The organism is Sporomusa intestinalis, assembly GCF_055383785.1.
Genome location: NZ_AP042390.1, coordinates 3,885,283 through 3,903,059 on the forward strand (window position 1 = coordinate 3,885,283; position 17,777 = coordinate 3,903,059).

General features: G+C 53.1%; 14 protein-coding genes. 2 read left to right on the forward strand and 12 right to left on the reverse strand.

Annotated features, from left to right (window positions below):
- Positions 1-15 precede the first annotated feature (15 nt).
- From urtE to ACZ481_RS18355, 7 genes are all read right to left on the reverse strand, one after another.
- Positions 16-708, reverse strand: coding sequence for an urea ABC transporter ATP-binding subunit UrtE (gene urtE, locus ACZ481_RS18325; RefSeq protein WP_464766775.1), 693 nt, complete (start codon positions 706-708; stop codon positions 16-18).
- Positions 701-1,456 carry an urea ABC transporter ATP-binding protein UrtD gene (gene urtD / locus ACZ481_RS18330; RefSeq protein WP_464766776.1) on the reverse strand — a complete coding sequence of 252 codons (756 nt, stop codon included), beginning with the start codon at positions 1,454-1,456 and terminating at the stop codon, positions 701-703. The genes urtE and urtD overlap by 8 nt, the downstream gene beginning before the upstream one ends.
- Positions 1,457-1,477: 21 nt before the next feature.
- Positions 1,478-2,551 (reverse strand): urea ABC transporter permease subunit UrtC, encoded by a 1,074-nt coding sequence (gene urtC / locus ACZ481_RS18335; protein ID WP_464766777.1) that lies wholly within the window; start codon positions 2,549-2,551, stop codon positions 1,478-1,480.
- Positions 2,552-2,576: 25 nt separating this feature from the next.
- A complete protein-coding gene (gene urtB / locus ACZ481_RS18340; protein ID WP_464766778.1) occupies positions 2,577-3,482 on the reverse strand; it encodes an urea ABC transporter permease subunit UrtB in 906 nt (301 codons plus the stop codon).
- A gap of 74 nt (positions 3,483-3,556) precedes the next feature.
- Positions 3,557-4,804 carry an urea ABC transporter substrate-binding protein gene (urtA, locus tag ACZ481_RS18345; RefSeq protein ID WP_464766779.1) on the reverse strand — a complete coding sequence of 416 codons (1,248 nt, stop codon included), beginning with the start codon at positions 4,802-4,804 and terminating at the stop codon, positions 3,557-3,559.
- Positions 4,805-5,036: 232 nt separating this feature from the next.
- Positions 5,037-6,128, reverse strand: a complete 1,092-nt coding sequence (locus ACZ481_RS18350; protein WP_464766780.1) for a response regulator transcription factor — start codon at positions 6,126-6,128, stop codon at positions 5,037-5,039.
- Between the two features lie 28 nt (positions 6,129-6,156).
- Positions 6,157-8,847, reverse strand: a complete 2,691-nt coding sequence (locus ACZ481_RS18355) for an ATP-binding protein (protein WP_464766781.1) — start codon at positions 8,845-8,847, stop codon at positions 6,157-6,159.
- A gap of 189 nt (positions 8,848-9,036) precedes the next feature.
- On the opposite strand from ACZ481_RS18355, the gene ACZ481_RS18360 reads away from it, so the two are divergent.
- The gene (locus tag ACZ481_RS18360; RefSeq protein WP_464766782.1) at positions 9,037-10,158 is read left to right on the forward strand and encodes a response regulator; all 1,122 of its coding nucleotides are present in this window, start codon (positions 9,037-9,039) and stop codon (positions 10,156-10,158) included.
- Here ACZ481_RS18360 and ACZ481_RS18365 read toward each other — a convergent pair.
- From ACZ481_RS18365 to ACZ481_RS18385, 5 genes are all read right to left on the reverse strand, one after another.
- Complete coding sequence (locus ACZ481_RS18365; protein WP_464766783.1) at positions 10,150-10,689, reverse strand: GDSL-type esterase/lipase family protein; 540 nt, start codon at positions 10,687-10,689, stop codon at positions 10,150-10,152. The genes ACZ481_RS18360 and ACZ481_RS18365 overlap by 9 nt on opposite strands.
- Before the next feature lie 41 nt (positions 10,690-10,730).
- Entirely contained in the window at positions 10,731-11,309 is a 579-nt protein-coding gene (locus ACZ481_RS18370) for a hypothetical protein (protein WP_464766784.1), read from the reverse strand.
- 132 nt (positions 11,310-11,441) lie between these two features.
- Entirely contained in the window at positions 11,442-14,585 is a 3,144-nt protein-coding gene (locus tag ACZ481_RS18375) for an efflux RND transporter permease subunit (RefSeq protein ID WP_464766785.1), read from the reverse strand.
- A gap of 13 nt (positions 14,586-14,598) precedes the next feature.
- A complete protein-coding gene (locus tag ACZ481_RS18380; protein ID WP_464766786.1) occupies positions 14,599-15,765 on the reverse strand; it encodes an efflux RND transporter periplasmic adaptor subunit in 1,167 nt (388 codons plus the stop codon).
- 22 nt (positions 15,766-15,787) lie between these two features.
- Complete coding sequence (locus ACZ481_RS18385) at positions 15,788-17,083, reverse strand: TolC family protein (RefSeq protein WP_464766787.1); 1,296 nt, start codon at positions 17,081-17,083, stop codon at positions 15,788-15,790.
- 211 nt (positions 17,084-17,294) lie between these two features.
- On the opposite strand from ACZ481_RS18385, the gene ACZ481_RS18390 reads away from it, so the two are divergent.
- A complete protein-coding gene (locus tag ACZ481_RS18390) occupies positions 17,295-17,729 on the forward strand; it encodes a MarR family winged helix-turn-helix transcriptional regulator (RefSeq protein WP_464766788.1) in 435 nt (144 codons plus the stop codon).
- Positions 17,730-17,777: the final 48 nt, after the last annotated feature.

Consider the following 17,777-nt stretch of genomic DNA (forward strand, 5'->3'; position numbering starts at 1 on the left):
TGCCAGCAAATTCACCTAAACAGCCATGCGCTTTTGCATCTCTGCCGGATTGATGTCCTTAGTCAAACCCTCGGCCACAATCTGCCCTTTCTCCATGACATAATAGTAGTCGGCAACCGCCATGATAAATTCAAGATACTGTTCAACAATCAGAATAGTAATATTGCCCTCTTGCCTTAACTGCTTGATTACGCTGCCAATATCCCTGATAACCGACGGCTGAATCCCTTCCGTAGGCTCGTCTAATATAAGCAGCTTGGGCTTGGCCACCAGGGCTCTGGCAATAGCTAACTGCTGCTGCTGACCGCCGCTCAAGTCGCCGCCTTTGCGGGCGAGCATGGTTTTTAATACCGGAAACAGGCTGAATATTTTATCGCTGTTTACCCCGTTGCCGCCGGCCATGGCCAAGCCCAGCTGCAAATTTTCCGCTACCGTCAACTGGGGGAAAATATCCCGTCCCTGCGGTACATAGCCAATGCCCCGCCGGGCGCGCCGGTAAGTAGGGTCACTAATTATCTCCCGGCCGTCAAAAACAATGCTGCCGTGCGGGGTGTTCACCAGACCCATTAGGCTTTTAAGAAAGGTTGACTTGCCAACCCCGTTCCGGCCAAGGAGGCAAACGACCTGCCCCGGCGCCACCGCTACATTCACTTTGTCTAAAATAGTACTTTCCCCATAACAGGCCGTTAAATTTTTTACATTAAGCATCCTGCTCGCCCCCTCGCCCCAGATAGACGTCAATGACTTTGGGATTGTTTTGTACATCGCAGACGCTGCCTTCATCCAGCACGGCGCCTTCATGCAGTACCGTGACCCTGGTGGCAAAGTCCCGGACAAACTGCATATCATGCTCAACAACCACCACCGTACAGTCCTGACAAATCTTTTTTAGCAATTCGCCCGTTTTCTCGGTCTCGCTGCGGCCCATGCCGGCAACAGGTTCATCCAGCAGCATCAGCTTGGGCTGCTGAGCCAGCAGCATGCCGATTTCCAGCCACTGCTTTTCACCGTGGGACAGGGCTGCCGCCCCCCGGCGGCGCTTTTCATACAGGCCAATGGTGTTCAGGATATCGTCATTGCACGCTTGCTGGGCTTTACTCATACCGGCGAACAGCGCTGCATACAGCGAGCGGTCTTTAACTACGGCCAGCTCCATATTTTCCGCTACCGTAAGACTGGTAAACACCGACGGAACCTGAAATTTACGGCCAATACCAATGTTAACAATCTCATGTTCGGCATATCTTGTCACATCAAGGCTGCCGTTGAATAAAACCTGGCCGTCCACCGGCTTGACCCGCCCGCAGATGGCATCAAGCAAGGTCGTTTTACCGGCCCCGTTAGGGCCAATGAAAAAGCGTATTTCCCCTTGGGCAATCTCGGTATTTACGCTATTGACGGCCTTGAAGCCATCAAAACTGACCGTCAGATTATCAATTTGTAAAATTGCCTCCATTTGACCGGCCTCCTTTCCCTGTTACGCAGCCTCACCGGCTTTAACATCCTTACTGCCGGGCAGCCTGAACCGGCGGGCAAGCTGCCTGGCCAGACCCACAATGCCTGCCGGCATAAACAAAACGACGGCCACAAAAGCCAGGCCGATAAAGTACGACCACACAGCCGGGAAACTTTCACTGACCCCGCTCTTCAGGGCATTGACCAGGATGGCGCCGATTACCGCCCCGACTAATGTCCCCCGGCCGCCGATTGCCACCCAGATAATCATTTCGATAGAAGGAACGATCCCCATTTCCGCCGGCGAAATAATGCCCACCTGGGGTACAAAGACGGCGCCGGCCACACCGGCAAGCGCGGCGGACAGACAATACACAAAAATCTTATAGGCCGCCGGATTATACCCGGAGAATCTGACCCTATTTTCACCGTCGCGAATGGCGATCAGTATTTTGCCGATCCGGCGGTTCACCAGCACCCGGCATAGATAGTAGGTCAAACCCAGCAGCCCTACCGCCACATAATACAGCACCAGCCTGGTAGTATCATTCGCTAACGGCAGGCCCATTATGCTTTTGTAGCCGGTTAAGCCGTTTGTACCGCCGGTATAGGCTTGCTGGCCGACAAACAGTACGACAAAGATAAGAGCCAGCGCTTGTGACAGGATGGAAAAATACACGCCCTGAATCCGGTTTTTAAAGGTTAAATAGCCGATTACCAGGGCGATTACTGTGGGAATCAGGATGGCTAAGACCATGGCTGCCGCCCCGTTGGCAAAAGGCTGCCAAAACCAGGGCAGCACCTCCAGGCCGCTCCAGGACATAAAATCGGGCAGCTTCCCGTTGGCGGCCTCCAGTTTTAAATGCATGGCCATCGCATAGGCCCCCAGGCCGAAATAGACCCCGTGGCCGAGACTTAAGATCCCGGTATAACCCCAGATTAAATCCAGGCCAATGGCCAAAATAGCGTAAGCAACAAACTTGCCCAGCAGATTGGTTCTGAACTCTGACAGAAATAAAGGCGCCAGTACCAGGCCGGTAAAGATTGCAATAAAAACCAGTTCTTCTTTGGCTTTCATCTTATGTAAAAGGTGCAAAGGTAGCCCTCCTTCCTTTGTTTGCTTAATCCAATGAGCGGCTGTTGATCGTAAACAGCCCTTGGGGCCGCCACTGCAAGAATAAAATAACCAGGGTAAAAACCAGCACTTTCCCTAATGAGGTATTAGTAAAAAACTCAAAAGTGGTATTAGCGGTGCCGATGACCAGCCCCCCGGCAATCGTACCCAGCAAGGTGCCGACGCCGCCCAGCACAACCACCATAAAAGTATCCACAATATAATAGGTGCCGACCGTAGAGCCAATCGACCCCAGTAAGGTTAAGGCACAGCCGGCAATACCGGCAATGCCGGAGCCGACAGCAAACGTATAGGCGTCAACCAGCCGGGTATTAATACCAAGGCTTGCCGCCATTTCCCGGTTTTGCATAACCGCTCTGATCTGGATACCATATTTACTTTTATACAAAAAGACAAACATCCCAATAATACAGGCCATAACCAGGGCCATAATAAACAGCCGTTTATAAGGAAACTGCAGGCCCTGGGCGATTACTAAAGCCCCCTCTAACCAGCCCGGACTCTGTACATCCACATTGGGGGCACCAAAAATACTTCTGGCTAATTGCTGGAGAACCAGGCTGATCCCCCAGGTAGCTAAGATACTGTCCAACGGCCGGCCGTAAAGATGTTTAATCACCACACCTTCGAGCAGGAAGCCCATCGCCCCGGCCACAAGAAAAGCCACAGGGATGGCGGCAACAAAATAGTAGCCAAAGAGGCTTTTATCAACATAGTGCAAAAAAATATTCTGCATAACATAGGTTGCATAGGCGCCAATCATGATGAATTCACCATGGGCCATATTGATGACTTTCATCAAGCCGAAGGTAATGGCCAGCCCCAGGGCGGCCAGTATATAGATTGAACTGACGCTAAAGCCGTTAAAAAGCTGCAAGATATATGTTTCCATCTGCCCACCACCTTATTTTAGCCGTCAGGCGATGCCGGCCGGTCAGCCGCTGCATCGCCCTGACTCATAACATGCTAATTGCTTAGCCCTTTGGCCCAGTCATAGGTCTTGAGATAGGGATCAGGTCTTACGGTCTGGCCCGTACTCCAGATTTCTTTAATCAGACCATCGGCGGTAACTTCACCGATTCTAACCGGTTTCCAGATATGCTGATTCTCACCCTCGATTTTTACAAGTCCTTCCGGCGCTTTAAACTCGATGCCTTTGGCTGCCGCTTTTACCTGTTCAATATCGGTTGTCCCTGCTTTTTTAACCGCTTCGGCCCATAAATATACGGCAATATAAGCGGCTTCGATCGGATCATCGGTTACTCGGTCGGCCCCGTACTTGGCCTTGTAATTTTTCACAAACTCCTTGTTTTCCGGAGTATCCGTGGTTTGATAATAGTTCCAGGACACCAGATGGCCTGCCATATTGGCGGCCCCAATCCCGCGCACTTCTTCTTCAGCCACGCTTACCGAACAGGTTGTCAGGTCTTTAGCCGTAATGCCCGCATCTTTCAGCTGTTTAAAGAAAGCCACATTGCTGTCGCCATTGAGCGTATTGAAAACAACATCCGGCTTCGAAGCCTTTATTTTGTTGATAATTGTGCTGTAATCCGTATGTCCCAGCGGCGTGTATTCCTCGGCAATTAATTCGCCGCCCATGGCTTTTAGCTGTTCCTTGATGATTTTGTTGGCGGTGCGGGGAAATACATAGTCAGAACCTAATAAGAACATCTTTTTGCCTTTGTTTTGCAGCAGCCATTCTACCGCCGGGACGATTTGCTGATTGGGAGCAGCCCCGGTGTAAAAGATATTCGGCGATGACTCCATGCCCTCATATTGGACCGGATACCACAGCAGCCCTTTATTCTCCTCGAATACCGGCAGTACAGCCTTCCGGCTGGCCGAGGTCCAGCAGCCAAACACCGTCGCCACCTTATCTTGCTGCAGCAGTTTTTTCGCTTTTTCGGCGAACGTAGTCCAGTTAGATGCACCGTCTTCAATTACCGGTTCAATTTTTTTACCTAATAAGCCGCCGGCGGCATTAATTTCTTCGATCGCCATCAGTTCGGCATCCTTAACCGATACTTCGCTAATCGCCATTGTCCCGCTGAGGGAATGCAGAATCCCTACCTTAATTGTCTCGCCGGCCGGGGACGCCGCCTGGTTGGCCGGCTGGCTGGAAGAGCAGCCGGTAAGTACTACGCTGGCCGTTAGCGTCACCGCTAAGGCCGCAGCAAGACGCTGCTTCAACTTTTGCCACACACTGTTTGTCATGGATTTTCCACCTTTCATTCCTTGTTCATTACTGCAACCCCGCCGCGGCCGTCAACGGTGCTGACAAAGTACCATAGCGCTACAGTCCAAACAGAAAAGCGCTGTAAGCAGGGACATATCCTTAAGGATACGGTCTGCTCACAGCGCCGGTGCTGGTTGGATTACTTTTCTATTGATGCTATTTTACAATGTTTACGCACCAAGGAGAACAGTAAAATCCCGCTATTTTCCCTCAAAAAACTGAAAAGAAAACTTTTTTATATTCCAGCGGCGTATATCCGGTGTAATTTTTAAACAGCCGGCAAAAATAGTCCGGACTGCTATAACCAAGCTTTTCACTGATTTCATAATTTTTATACTTGCCGGTGCCGAGCAGCTGTTTGGCATGCTCCATTTTGGCTTTGGTCACATAATTAATAAAATGAAGCCCTGTTTTTTGCTTAAACATTTTGCTTAAATAATCTTTATGCAGCTGCACTTCCTGGGCAACCACCTCCAGGGTGTTATTCTCTTCAATATGCTCCATAACATACTGGCAGGTTCTTCTGATAACACTGTCGGTGTGATGGAGCTCATATTTCCTTATTACCTTGATCCTGAACGAAATACAGGCAAGAAAACTGTCTTTAATGCTCGCCAGCGCGTCATTTCGCCCTATCTGATCCTGATACAGCGTACTTTCAAAGCTGGCCAGCCACGGGAACTGTTTGACCAGCTCCGCATTGACATTGGCAAGAATGATCGCCAGCAGCTGCCCCACTTTTAAGCTGTCCCGCCCCAGCATTGCGGCCAAGTCGTCAAAGGCAGCCTCCGCCGCTACCAGGGCGGCCGCATTGCCGGCCAGGATATAGGTTATGATTTCTTTTTCCTTATGTACCGGATAATGGATGGCGAGGCTTTCTTCGATCAGCCTTTGCTCCGCCTGTATTGTTCTCCGCTTGCTTGCTTTGTCTTGCAGACAGTGTTTAACCCGTTCCAATACCTCGCCCAGGACAGCATCATCAACCGGTTTGGTCACATAGTCAAACACCCCCAGCCGGATGGCTTGTTTAGCATACTTAAAGTCGCTGTGGGTGCTGAGAAAAATCGTGCAAATATCGATATGCGCCCATTTGAGTTCGTTCAAAAACTCGATGCCATCCATGCCCGGCATCTTAATGTCGGTAATGACCAGATCAAAGCTCTCAGTAGCGAGCATTTTCAGCGCTTCTTTGCCATCGCCGGCCTCACCGGCAATAGCAAACCCATAGGCCTTCCATTTGCCGAAGCGCTTAAGAATATAGCGGGCTGTTTTATCATCGTCGACGAGCAGAACCTTATACATGTTTTCTTCCTCCGGGCGGACTGAATTTTTACTGGTGGCCGCGAATGGCCTTTAGCTGGTTATACGCTTCATCAAAATCATAAGCCTGGATCGTCTTGTAAATTCGCCAATAGGCATCACTGCCCAGCCCGGTCTGCAGAATCGCCTGCGCTTGCGCAAACAGGCTGCAGGCCTCGGCGTCGCCGGCTTCCAACAGCTGCAGTATGTTATCGAGAATATCGCCCAAGTCGGCACCCTGACCAACCGGCATGGTATTGGCTGCCGGCTCAGTAATCGCAGCCGCATATTCAATGGCACACAGACAGGTTTCCGCCAGGACCATTGCCAGATTTTCCATTGCCAGCCGCAGCACCGGGGCATTTTCCTGCGCTAAGGCCTGTTCTACCTGGCAGCAGACCTGGGTTAACCTGGTGGCGCCAATATTGGCAGCCGTGCCTTTAAGGGTATGCACTAACAGCTTAGCGCCGGCAAAGTCGCCTGTTGCAATATGGGTTGCCATGGTGCCGGCATCCCCGCCATGACCTAAAAAACGCTTCAGCAACTGTTTATAGGCGGACTGTTTGCCGCCTAGCCGCGCAACCGCACCGGCAGCGTCCAGGCACGCAGCGTTGCTGGACTGCTCGCCAGCGGTTGCGGCCACAGACCCGGGCGCCGGCGGCAAAGCAAGCTGCTTTTGGAGAACCTCGATCAGCCTGGCAACCTCCAGGGGCTTGGTCAGATAACCGCTAAAGCCGGCCTGTCTGGCCTGCTCCTCTACGCCCTGGACAGCATCGGCGGATAAAGCCACCAGCGGCGGACACTTTTCCCCGGTGGCGGCGATGATCCGGCGGGCTGTTTCATAGCCATCCATTTCCGGCATCCGTATATCCAGCAAAATAGCATCGTACGTTGCCTGGCCCAGCCAGGCCAGCGCCATGCGCCCGCTCGCAGCGGCGTCGACAGTGAAACCAAACGTTTCCAGAATTTCCTTGGTCATCTGCAGATTAATCAGATTATCTTCGACCAGCAAAATGCGCTTTTCGATTATAATCTTCTTGCCGGCAGCAGCGGTCCGGTGGCAGGAAAGCTGAGCTGCCGCGGCCAGCGGCACAGCAAAACTAAAACACGAGCCGTGGCCAACAGCACTGCGAACCGTAATGCTGCCGGACATAAGCTCAACCATGTTCCGGGCAATAGCCAACCCTAACCCGGTGCCGCCATATTTTCTGGAGGTCGAGGCATCGCCTTGCGTAAAAGCATTAAACAGCCGCTGCTGCTGCTCCGGGCTGATCCCAATCCCGGTATCGGTTACGCTGACGCCAAGGACAATATGCTCCCCCTTGTTTTCAATAAGTTCTAAAAAAATCCCAATACTGCCCTGCTGAGTAAATTTAACGCTGTTAGCAAGCAAATTCAGAATAACTTGCTTAAGCTTTACCATATCGCCCTTTACATACCTGGGTACAGCAGACTGAATTTCACGGTTAAAAACCAGGCCCTTCCGGCTGGCTTCCACCTCGACCATACTGCAAAGTTCTTCCACCGTATCATAAAGATCAAACGCCACTGCTTCCAGGGTCATCCGCTGCGCCTCGATCTTGGAAAAATCAAGAATTTCGCTAATAATCGCCAGCAGCCCGGTTGCGGCCTTGCTTATATTGCCGCTGTATTCCTGCTGCTTGCGCGTAAGTGTTGTACTGCCCAGCAAATAATTATAGCCGATAACCGTATGCAGCGGCGTACGGATTTCGTGGCTCATATGAGCAAGAAATTCGCTCTTGGCCTTGTTGGCCTGCTCGGCCTCTTCCTTGGCCGCTTTCATCGACGTAAACAGATTATTAAAAGTGTCGGCCAGCAGGCGCAATTCCAGGGAGCCGTCAGGAACAAGCCGAAACTGTTCGTCCTCAGGCGAAAAGCCTGTTAATGCCTCATTATAATTCTGAATCGGGCGATTCACCTGCGTAAAAAACAATCTTAACAGCGTAGCAACAGCACCGATAATAATGACGGCCAGGACGACCTGCAATAACGCAGCCTTCTCGGTTCGGTCACGGGCCGCCGATAATTCGGCTTCCAGCCGGGCATTCATAATATCCTGAAACTGAGCAATGGGCTGCATGATACCCTGCTTGTCCAAGTCATATTTATTGTCAAACATGATATCCCGGGCCTTAGCCAGTTTTTCAGCGGCACTTAATTTTTTATCCGCCCCATTAAGTTGAAAGCGGGCAACCGCCGGCGGCATCTCGCTTTCAGCCACCCCTTGTGCTTCCAGCACCAGCCGCATCGACTCTTTTTCCGTTTCTACGAGCGCGTCGGAATTTTTCTTGGCCTCGGCCAGCAATTCCATCTCGGCGTTGGGTGAATTCAGCTCTCCCAACCGGTCGATAACATAATCCCTGGTTTTGGTCTGATTAATTTCCTCCCAGTATTTATACATATGAATAGCGTCTGTCGTAACAGCATACTTGCGGGCCTCATCGGTTAAATAGTCGGAAGCGGCCGCCAGGTTAATGCCTAACTGCTTAAATTCGGTTCGCCTTTTTTCTGCAGTCTGCTCATCTTGAATACTAATATTCATATAGATAACACTGCCGCCAAGCAGCAGGGCGATAAACAGAAAAATCACCAGCAGCAGGACACTAAGCGTGGACTGCCTGATAATAAATTTTGCCGGCATCAATTCACCTTCCACCACCGAAAATAGCAAAAAGGCATAGTCGCAAGTTTGATTGCTCAAACGGCCACTATGCCATACTTACTTTTTTCTTTTATTGTAATGCAAATAAATGCCGTTGACAAATATTTTTTTGCCTGACCGGCAGGCATCACCGCCTGATCTTTTTTTATCAACAGCGTATCTTGAGATTATGTTACCACTACTTTAAAATAAATAGTAACATACGACTTTTACGGAGGATGACTGGAAATGGAATGTAATCAGCCTGCCCATCAGCCAACCATACTGATCATTGATGACACCCCGGAACACATTGAAACTGCGGTAGTTGTCCTCCGCGCCAATAATTTTAATGTCCGCGTGGCTACCAAAGGCAGTACCGCTTTGAAATTGCTGGAACAGCATATCCCGGACTTAATCCTCCTTGATATCTATATGCCGGAAATGGATGGCTTTGAGATCTGTCAGCTGATCAAAAGCGACCCTAAATTCAGCTCACTGCCCATCATATTTTTGACCTCCCTTACTGATGAAGCAAGTATCAGCAAAGGCTTTACGCTGGGCGCCCAGGACTATGTGGCCAAACCCTTTAATACTTCGGAGCTGCTCGCCCGCGTCGCCACCCACATCAAACTAAAAAAGCAGGCTGAATCCCTGCAGCAGGCCAATAAGGAACTGGATAGTTTCTGCTACTCTGTCGCCCATGATCTTAAAGCACCTTTACTATCCATAAATAAACTTACCGAATATCTTGCTGCTGATTATGCAGCTAACCTGGATGCCGAAGGGCGGGAGCTAATCGGCAATATCCGGGAAAAATCGCAGGAAGTCGTCCAAATCATTGATCATCTGCTGGATATATCCCGGATGTCGGAAAAAAAGATGAACCTGACGGCGATTAACCTGAACCGGTTGTTTGCCGAAACCTATACTGAACTGGTGGCCCTGGAACCCAGGCGGGATATTGAATTTACCCTGGCTCCGCTCCCCACCCTCCAGGGCGATGTTCTCATGCTTAAACTGCTTGTACAAAACATACTGGCTAATGCCTTAAAATATACGCGTCACCAGGCCAAAGCCACGATTAAGGTTACAGCTGCCCAGACTGACACGGAACATATTGTTGCTGTCCAGGACAATGGCGTGGGTTTTGACATGAAATATGCAGCCCGGCTGTTTAACATCTTCCAGCGGCTGCATGCCAATAATGAATTTGAAGGTTCCGGCGTAGGCTTAGCCATCTGCCAGAAAATCCTCAAACGGCATCAGGGCACAGCCTGGATGACCGGAAAAGTCAATGAAGGGGCCACCTTTTATTTTAGCTTAAAAAGAGAGGATGCAACCTGGTCTTGTAGTTCGGCCTCACATTAGTATGCTTTTTATAACCGGCACGGCCGCGGCCGCCATCACCCGGTAGCCGGCCGCATTGGGGTGCAGCCCGTCGGCATACAGCGCGCGCCGGTCGGCAACGGCCTGGAAAGCCGCGTAAAAATCAATCACGGCCAGCCCGCCGTCCGCCGCATAGTCCCGCATATCCCGGCGGTACAGGTCCAGATACGCTTCATCCGGAGGATAATTGCAGGGAACCGGCAGCCCGATAAGGGGTGTTATCTGCTGCTGCAGCGCTAGCTCCGCCATTTGCCGGACCTGGGCCGCCACCGTTTCGGCCGCCACCCGGGCACAGGCGTCATTCGTGCCGCCCAGGATAATGACATGGGACGGCGCAAGGGCGATCACATCCCGCGTAAACCGCGCCAGCATCCCGGCCGTGCTGTCCCCGTTGAGGCCTTTATTCACAATGGCAAGGCCCAGCTCGGCCCCGGCAAGCCCGGCCCAGGACGAGGCCGGCGTATAGGGAAAGCCATAGGTAATTGAGTCACCGAGGGCAATAATCCTCGCCATGGCGAGCCTCCTTTGCTGTGTTTTCCGGGCCTCCTATCGTCTTAAACCCGGAACTCAAAGTTTTGTTTGACTTTGGGCGCTGTTGTCGGCGGCGACACCACGATATCCAGGCCATCCTGGTCCATTACGGCGGTGGTGCGCTGGGAATAATCGATAACCGTACGCTGTTCTGCTTTTTTATGCTTGCATAACCGCAAGCCCCAGAAGACGGCAGCGGTGACGGCGATAATGACCACAAAGGGGAAGTAGCTGAACCCGGCCGGCCTGGCCTCGGGCACCGGCGGTGGCGCAGGGACGGTCGTCCGGGCGGCAACGCCGGCCTCTGCGGCCAGGGGGCGGGCGGGAGTTGTCAGGCTGTTGGTTTCGGTGCCCCTTACTGCCGGCTCGGTCCTGGCCTCGGCGGTGGGCGGGGCCCCATTGCCCTGCCAGGCCTTGCCCAGTCCTTCCAGCTCCCTGGCAGCACCGGCCGCCGCCGGGCTTGCCGTTTTCCCCGGGAGCTGGTTGGGGTTAGCAGGAGCCGGAGCAGGCGGCGGATTGCCGGCGGCATTGGCATTGGCCGGCGTAACAGCCGGGACTACAGGCGGCGAGGGTCTCGTGGGCGGAGTGGGAGCTACCGGCATACAGAAATCACCTTCCTTCTCTCCTTACCTTAGCTAAGGATATATTCTGCACTCCAGGCAAGCATCCCTTTTTCGCGCCAACGAAAACGCCCAGCGTCAGAGCGCAGCCAGCACCGGCAACGCACCAGCGAATTATCCCTTCACCCCGGAAGAATCAGCACTCTTGCGCCCGTACTTGGCGGTGACCTTTTCGACCACAACAAACAGCACCGGGATTAAGAATATGCCCAGCACGGTCGCGGTAAACATCCCGCCCACGACGGCGGTGCCCATAGAATTCCTGGCGCCGGCCCCGGCCCCTGTCGCCACGGCTAACGGGATGCAGCCGATAATAAAGGCCAGTGAGGTCATCAGAATCGGCCGCAGGCGGGTTTGGGCCGCCTCAATCGCCGCCGTAACCGGGTTCATGCCTTTGTCGACCCGGACTTTGGCAAACTCAACAATCAGGATCGCATTTTTCGCCGCCAGCCCGATCAGCATAATCAAGCCAATCTGCATATATACACTATTTTCCAAATTGCCCGCATACTGAAACAGGAAGGCCCCAAAGACCCCGGTTGGCACCGAAAGCAGCACGGCAAAGGGGACGCTCCAGCTCTCATACAGAGCGGCCAGACATAAAAAGACAAAAACGATAGCCATCCCAAACACAACCAGGGCGCGGGAACCGGAGAGCTTTTCCTCCCGGCTTTGCCCGGACCATTCATAGGTATAGCCGTTGGTTAAGGTTTGCTCCGCCACCGCTTCCAGGGCCGCCATGGCCTGGCCGGAGCTGTACCCTGCCGCCTGAGTGCCGCTGATTTGAACCGCCTTTACCCCATTAAACCGGGTAATGACTGTTGGCGCATTCAGTTTTTTCGGCTTCAGGAGGGTATTGAGCGGCACCATCGTATCGTTGGAGCTTTTTACATAAAGATAGCGCGTCGCCTCCACATCACTGCGGAATGACGGTTCGGCCTGAACGGTAACCTTGTAGGCCCGGCCAAATTTATTAAAATCATTGACCTGGGCGCCGCCCAGGAATACCTGCAGGGCCGTAAACACATCATCCACCGCCACCCCCAGCTGTTCCGCCTTTTCCCGGTTGACCTCAAATTCATAGCTGGGCGTATTGGCTTTAAAAGTAGAGGTAATCGAACCGATCTCCGGCCGTTCTTTGGCCGCCGCCACGAATGCCTGGGCCATGCTGTCAAGCTCGGCTAAGGAACCGCCGCTCCGGTCCTCCAGCATCAACGTAAAGCCGCCGACCATTCCCAGCCCCGGCAAACCGGAGGGCGCAAAGGCAACGACCGAGCCTTCCGGAAACTGGGCGCCGCTCAGCAGGGTCCGGCTTATTTCGGCTTGTACCTGTAATTCAGGTGTTGGCCGCTCGTCCCAGGGAACAAGGGAAATAAACATCGCCCCGGCATTGGTCTTGGTGCCGCCCCCCAGTATATCCATGCCTGATAACGACATGATGTTAAGAACCCCCGGCTGGGCACTTACCTGCTCGGTAAACTGCCGCATCACCTCAATCGTCCGGTTCAGGCTGGACGCTTCCGGCAAGGTGACGGCCGTTATATAGAAGCCCTGATCCTCATCCGGCACAAAGGAAGACGGCACCATTTTATACAGCCCGCCGGTCAGGATGAGCAAGACGGCCAGCAGCACCAGGCACAGGCGGGCTTGGGGAATCAGCCGGCCGAGCCCGTGGCCATACCGGGCAATACCGCGTTCAAACCACTGATTGAACGCCCGGAAAAAGCCGGCCAAGGCCCCACTGTGGGCCTGGGGCGCATGGGGCTTGAGCAGCAGCACGCACAGGGCCGGCGTCAGCGACAAGGCGACAAGGGCCGACAAGGCCATTGACACCACAATGGTTAAGGCGAATTGTTTGTATAAAATCCCGGTGGTGCCGCCGAAAAAAGCCACCGGAATAAAGACCGACGCCAATACGAACGCAATCGCGACCACCGGGCCCGATACCTCGCTCATGGCCCGCCGGGTGGCGTCCAGCGGGGACAGCCCGGAATAGCGCATATGATACTCGACCGCCTCAATGACAACAATCGCATCGTCCACAACCAGCCCGATAGCCAGCACCATCGCAAACAGCGTCAGCGTGTTAATGGTAAAGCCCAGGGCGCTAAAGGCGGCAAAGGTGCCCAGCAGGGATACCGGAATGGCCAGCAGGGGAATCAGCGTGGCCCGCCAGCTCTGCAGGAAAACAAACACCACGATCAAAACCAGCAGCAGGGCTTCGGCAAAGGTCTTAACCACCTCCTGCATGGATTCGCGCACAAACTCGGTATTATCAACAACAATCTTGTATTCTATATCGCCGGGAAAATTCTTCGCGGCCTGAGCCAGCACCGTTTTCACCTTCCCGATGGTCTCCAGGGCATTGGCGTCACTGGTCAGCTTAACAGCAAACCCGGCCGCCACCTTACCGTTCATTAAGTTGTCAAAATTATATTCCTTGCTGCCCAGTTCCACCCGGGCAATATCCTTAAGCCGGACGAAGGAAGCGTCTGACTGGGAACGAACGATAATATTCTCAAACTCTTTCTCGTCCGTGAGGCGGCCTTTGACCTTGGCCGTATACTGGAACTGCTGCGCCGACGGCGTCGGCATTTTCCCAAAAGCCCCGGCTGCGGCCTGGACATTTTGCGCTTCGATCGCGGCCGTCACTTCGCCGGCTGAAATCCCCAGCTGGGCCATTTTTTCCGGCTGCAGCCATATCCGCATACTGTAATCCGAGCCAAAGGCCGATACTTCGCCGACCCCCTTGACCCGTTTGATATCGTCTATCAGATAAATAGTGCCATAGTTTTTTAAGAAATTGGCGTCATAACTATCTGACGGCGACCAGAGTGTAAAAATCAGCGACATATCCTGCGAGGCTTTACGGGTCGTAACCCCGGCGGTCTGCACCGCACCGGGCAAAGAGGCGGTGGCTTGGGCCACCCGGTTCTGGGCTTGCACCGCGGCCGTATCCGAGTTTTTTTCGGTCTCAAACTGAATGCTCAGCGAATAGGAGCCGGAGTCGGTACTGGTGGAAGACATATACACCATATCCTCAACCCCATTGATCTGTTCCTCAATGACCTGGGCCACGGTTTGATCGACAACATCGGCATTCGCCCCCTGGTAGGAGGTGCTGACGGAGATGGTCGGCGGCGAAATCTGCGGGTACTGCGCTACCGGCAGGGTAAAGGCGGCCGTAGTGCCCAGTAAGGTAATAATGATCGACAACACAATGGCGAAAATCGGGCGCTTAATAAAGAATTCAGCCATATATCAACGCCCCCTATTGCCGGGCCGGAGCCTGTGCATCCGGCTGTATCATTGTGACCTGCAGCACATCGCCCTGTTTTACCTTGTCGATCCCCTCGACCACAACCCGGTCGGTGCCGCTAAGGCCTTCCTCCACCAGCCACAGATCGCCGATCCGGTCGCCCAGCTTCACTTGCCGGCTTTCGGCCTTGTTAGCGTCGGTTACGACAATGACAAAGGCATTATCCAGCACTTCCTTGACCGCTTTTTGCGGAATCAGCAATGCCCCCTGCCGCATATCTTCCTGCGCGACCACCCGGGCGAACATCCCTGGCAGCAAGTAGTTTTGCGGATTGTCAAAGCTGGCTTTGAGCGTAATCGTACCGGTCGTACTGTCAATCCCCCGGTCGATTTGCTCCACCCGGCCAATGAGCGGATACTCGGTGCCGTCGCTTAATACCAGCTGCAGATGCTCCTTAAAGCTGGCCGGCAGGGAACCATTGCCGCGGCGGAGATAGCCCAGGTATTCGGTTTCGCTCATGCTGAACTGCACCCAAACCGGGTTGATGGAGGAAACCGTAGCCATGGTTGTCGACCCGGCGGCCACATAATACCCGAGGCTGACATCATTCACATCAATACGGCCGTCAACCGGCGAAACAATCAACGTATCCTGCTCATCCTGGATGGCCTGCTGCAAGGCGGCCCGGCTGACCTCCACCGTGGCCGCCTCTTCTTCCGCCTGGGCCACATAGGCATCAACCGTTTGCTGGGCAACTCCTTTTACCGCGGCCAGCTTCTGATAGCGCACCACGTCTTTTTGCGTGTTATTAAGGGTCGCCTGCGATTTCAGCAACGCGGCCCGGGCGGAATGAATGGCTGAGAGGTACTGTTTATTATCGATCCGGAACAAAGGCTGGCCCTTATAGACCGTATCGCCGCCGTTCACCATCTTCGCCACAACATTCCCGGCTACCTTGGACATGATTTTTACTTCACTCTTGGCTTTAACCTGGCCCACAAACTCCCGGCTGACAGGGGTATCGCGCGTTACCACCTGCATCGCCTTTACCACGACCGCCGGCGCGGCTGTGCTCACCTGCGGTCCGGAAAATATGCCGCTGCGCGCCACGGCTAGGCTAAGCAGCACAGCGGCCGCCAGCAAGCCAAGGTACAGTTTCTTTGAACCCCTGATACGCACTGGTCTTCCTCCCCTCTCCCGTTTACTGCACCGGCAGGCCCATAGCCTGCTCCAGCTTGACTTTGTTCAGATTGTAATCGTACAAGGCCTGGATGTAATCCTTTTGCGCCGAGTCCAGCGACAGCACGGCATCGCGCAAATCCAGGTTGGTGCCAACCCCGGCCTCATAGCGGGCTTTCTGGATCATTAGACTCTCGGCGGCATAATTGACAGATACCTTATTGGAATCAATCCGCTTCTCGGCTTCCTGCATGCTCAGATAATACTCGCGTACATTCAGCAGGATCGTATCCCGCTGCTGCTCGGCCTTATCCAGCACCATAGCCACGCTGTGCCGGGCTTGCTTAATGTTGGCACTGGTTAAACCGGTATCAAACAGATTGAGCGATGTGGTTAATTTCACTAACCAGTTGCTATTTTTCGCGCCGATGAAATGGCTGTCATACCAGCCCTGCTCGGCCGTCAGGTCAACCGTCGGCCGCCGGTCGCTTTTGGCGATATCCACGGCATAATTGGCACTGGCGATTTGGGCCTCATATTGCGCCAGTTCGGGCCGGTGCACGAGAGCATACTGCAGGCATTCCGCCAGCGTTTTAGAATATTTTTCGTAAGCAAACTCATCCTTTAGCGTAACCTCGGCCGCGTGGGGCAGCCCGATCGCATTGTTCAGGGCAGCTACGGCATTGGTATAATTATTTTGGGCTTTTACCAGATTATCCTGAGCACTGGCCAGATCCACCTGGCTTGACAGCACATCGGTCTTCGCCACCAGCCCCAGGTCGTATTTATTCTGAACCAGCTGCAGGTGTTCTTCATAGTTCCCGACCGTCTCCTGATTCACCCGCACTTCATTGCGGTATTCCAGCACGGCCAGGTAATTCGACACCACAGTCAGCTTCAGCTGTTGCTTGGCTGCCTCCACCTCCAGGTCCGCCACCGTAAGCTCCTCCGCCGCCTGTTTTATCTGCTTCTCCAGCTTCCCGCCCGAATACAGCGGCAAGGTGAGCGTAAGCTGGTTCGCAAAATCTGACGTATATTCATATGTAGAGGTTCCGGTCGCCGCCGGCGGCGTGTTGTAGCGCTGGTCGGTGTGGGTAAAATCGAGGGAAGGCCCTTTATTGCTCCGGGCTGCTTGCATGGCCCAGTAGGCCTTTTCCCTGGCTGATTGGGCATATTTGAGATCATGGTTATTCTGTAAGGCCAGAGCGATACTGTCTGCTACCGATAACTCCACCGCCGCGGCCGGCACCGGCTGGGCCAAGGTCATCAGCAGGGCCACAGGGATCATGGTCAGGAACTGGCGCAGGCATCTCTTCATACTAAAACCTCCTGAAAATTTATTCTGCTTGTAAGTGCCAGCGGGGCTTACGAGCTTGGCTTGTACCAGTACTCATGATATAATATAAATATTAATATACTATTAACATTCAATTATATTTAATACATATGTATAGTAAGCTTTTATTTACCATACATATGTATTAAAGTATTTATGACAGACTGTCAATAAAAACTAAGGAGTGCTTGCTTTGGATCGCGTAAAAACCGCTGAAATGCTGTTTCAGTTAATTCCGTTCCTGGATAAGGAGTTTGTGCGGCCGATTAAACAACAATTTAAAACAATTCTCACTTCGGCCCAGGTTCATGTCCTGGCAATTCTGCGAGAGAAAAAAGCCACAATGACAGAACTCTCCCAGGCACTGCTGATGTCCAAGCAGCAGATGACGCCGATTATTGATAAGCTGGTGGCGGAAGGCTTTGTCCGGCGGGAATACGATACCATCGACAGGCGAATTATCCGCATAGGCATAACCCCGGCCGGCCTGAGCATGTGCGAGAACGTCAAAGAAAAAACACTACAGCTGCTAACAAAGAAAATTGAGCGTTTAGAGGAGCAGGATGTGCTGCGGCTCCAGCAGGCGATCCGTGCCTTGCAGCAAATTATAAGCAAAATGGCTTACTGATACGCCGCCGGCAATAAAAACAAGGCAGGAGACCAGTGGTTGCAACCA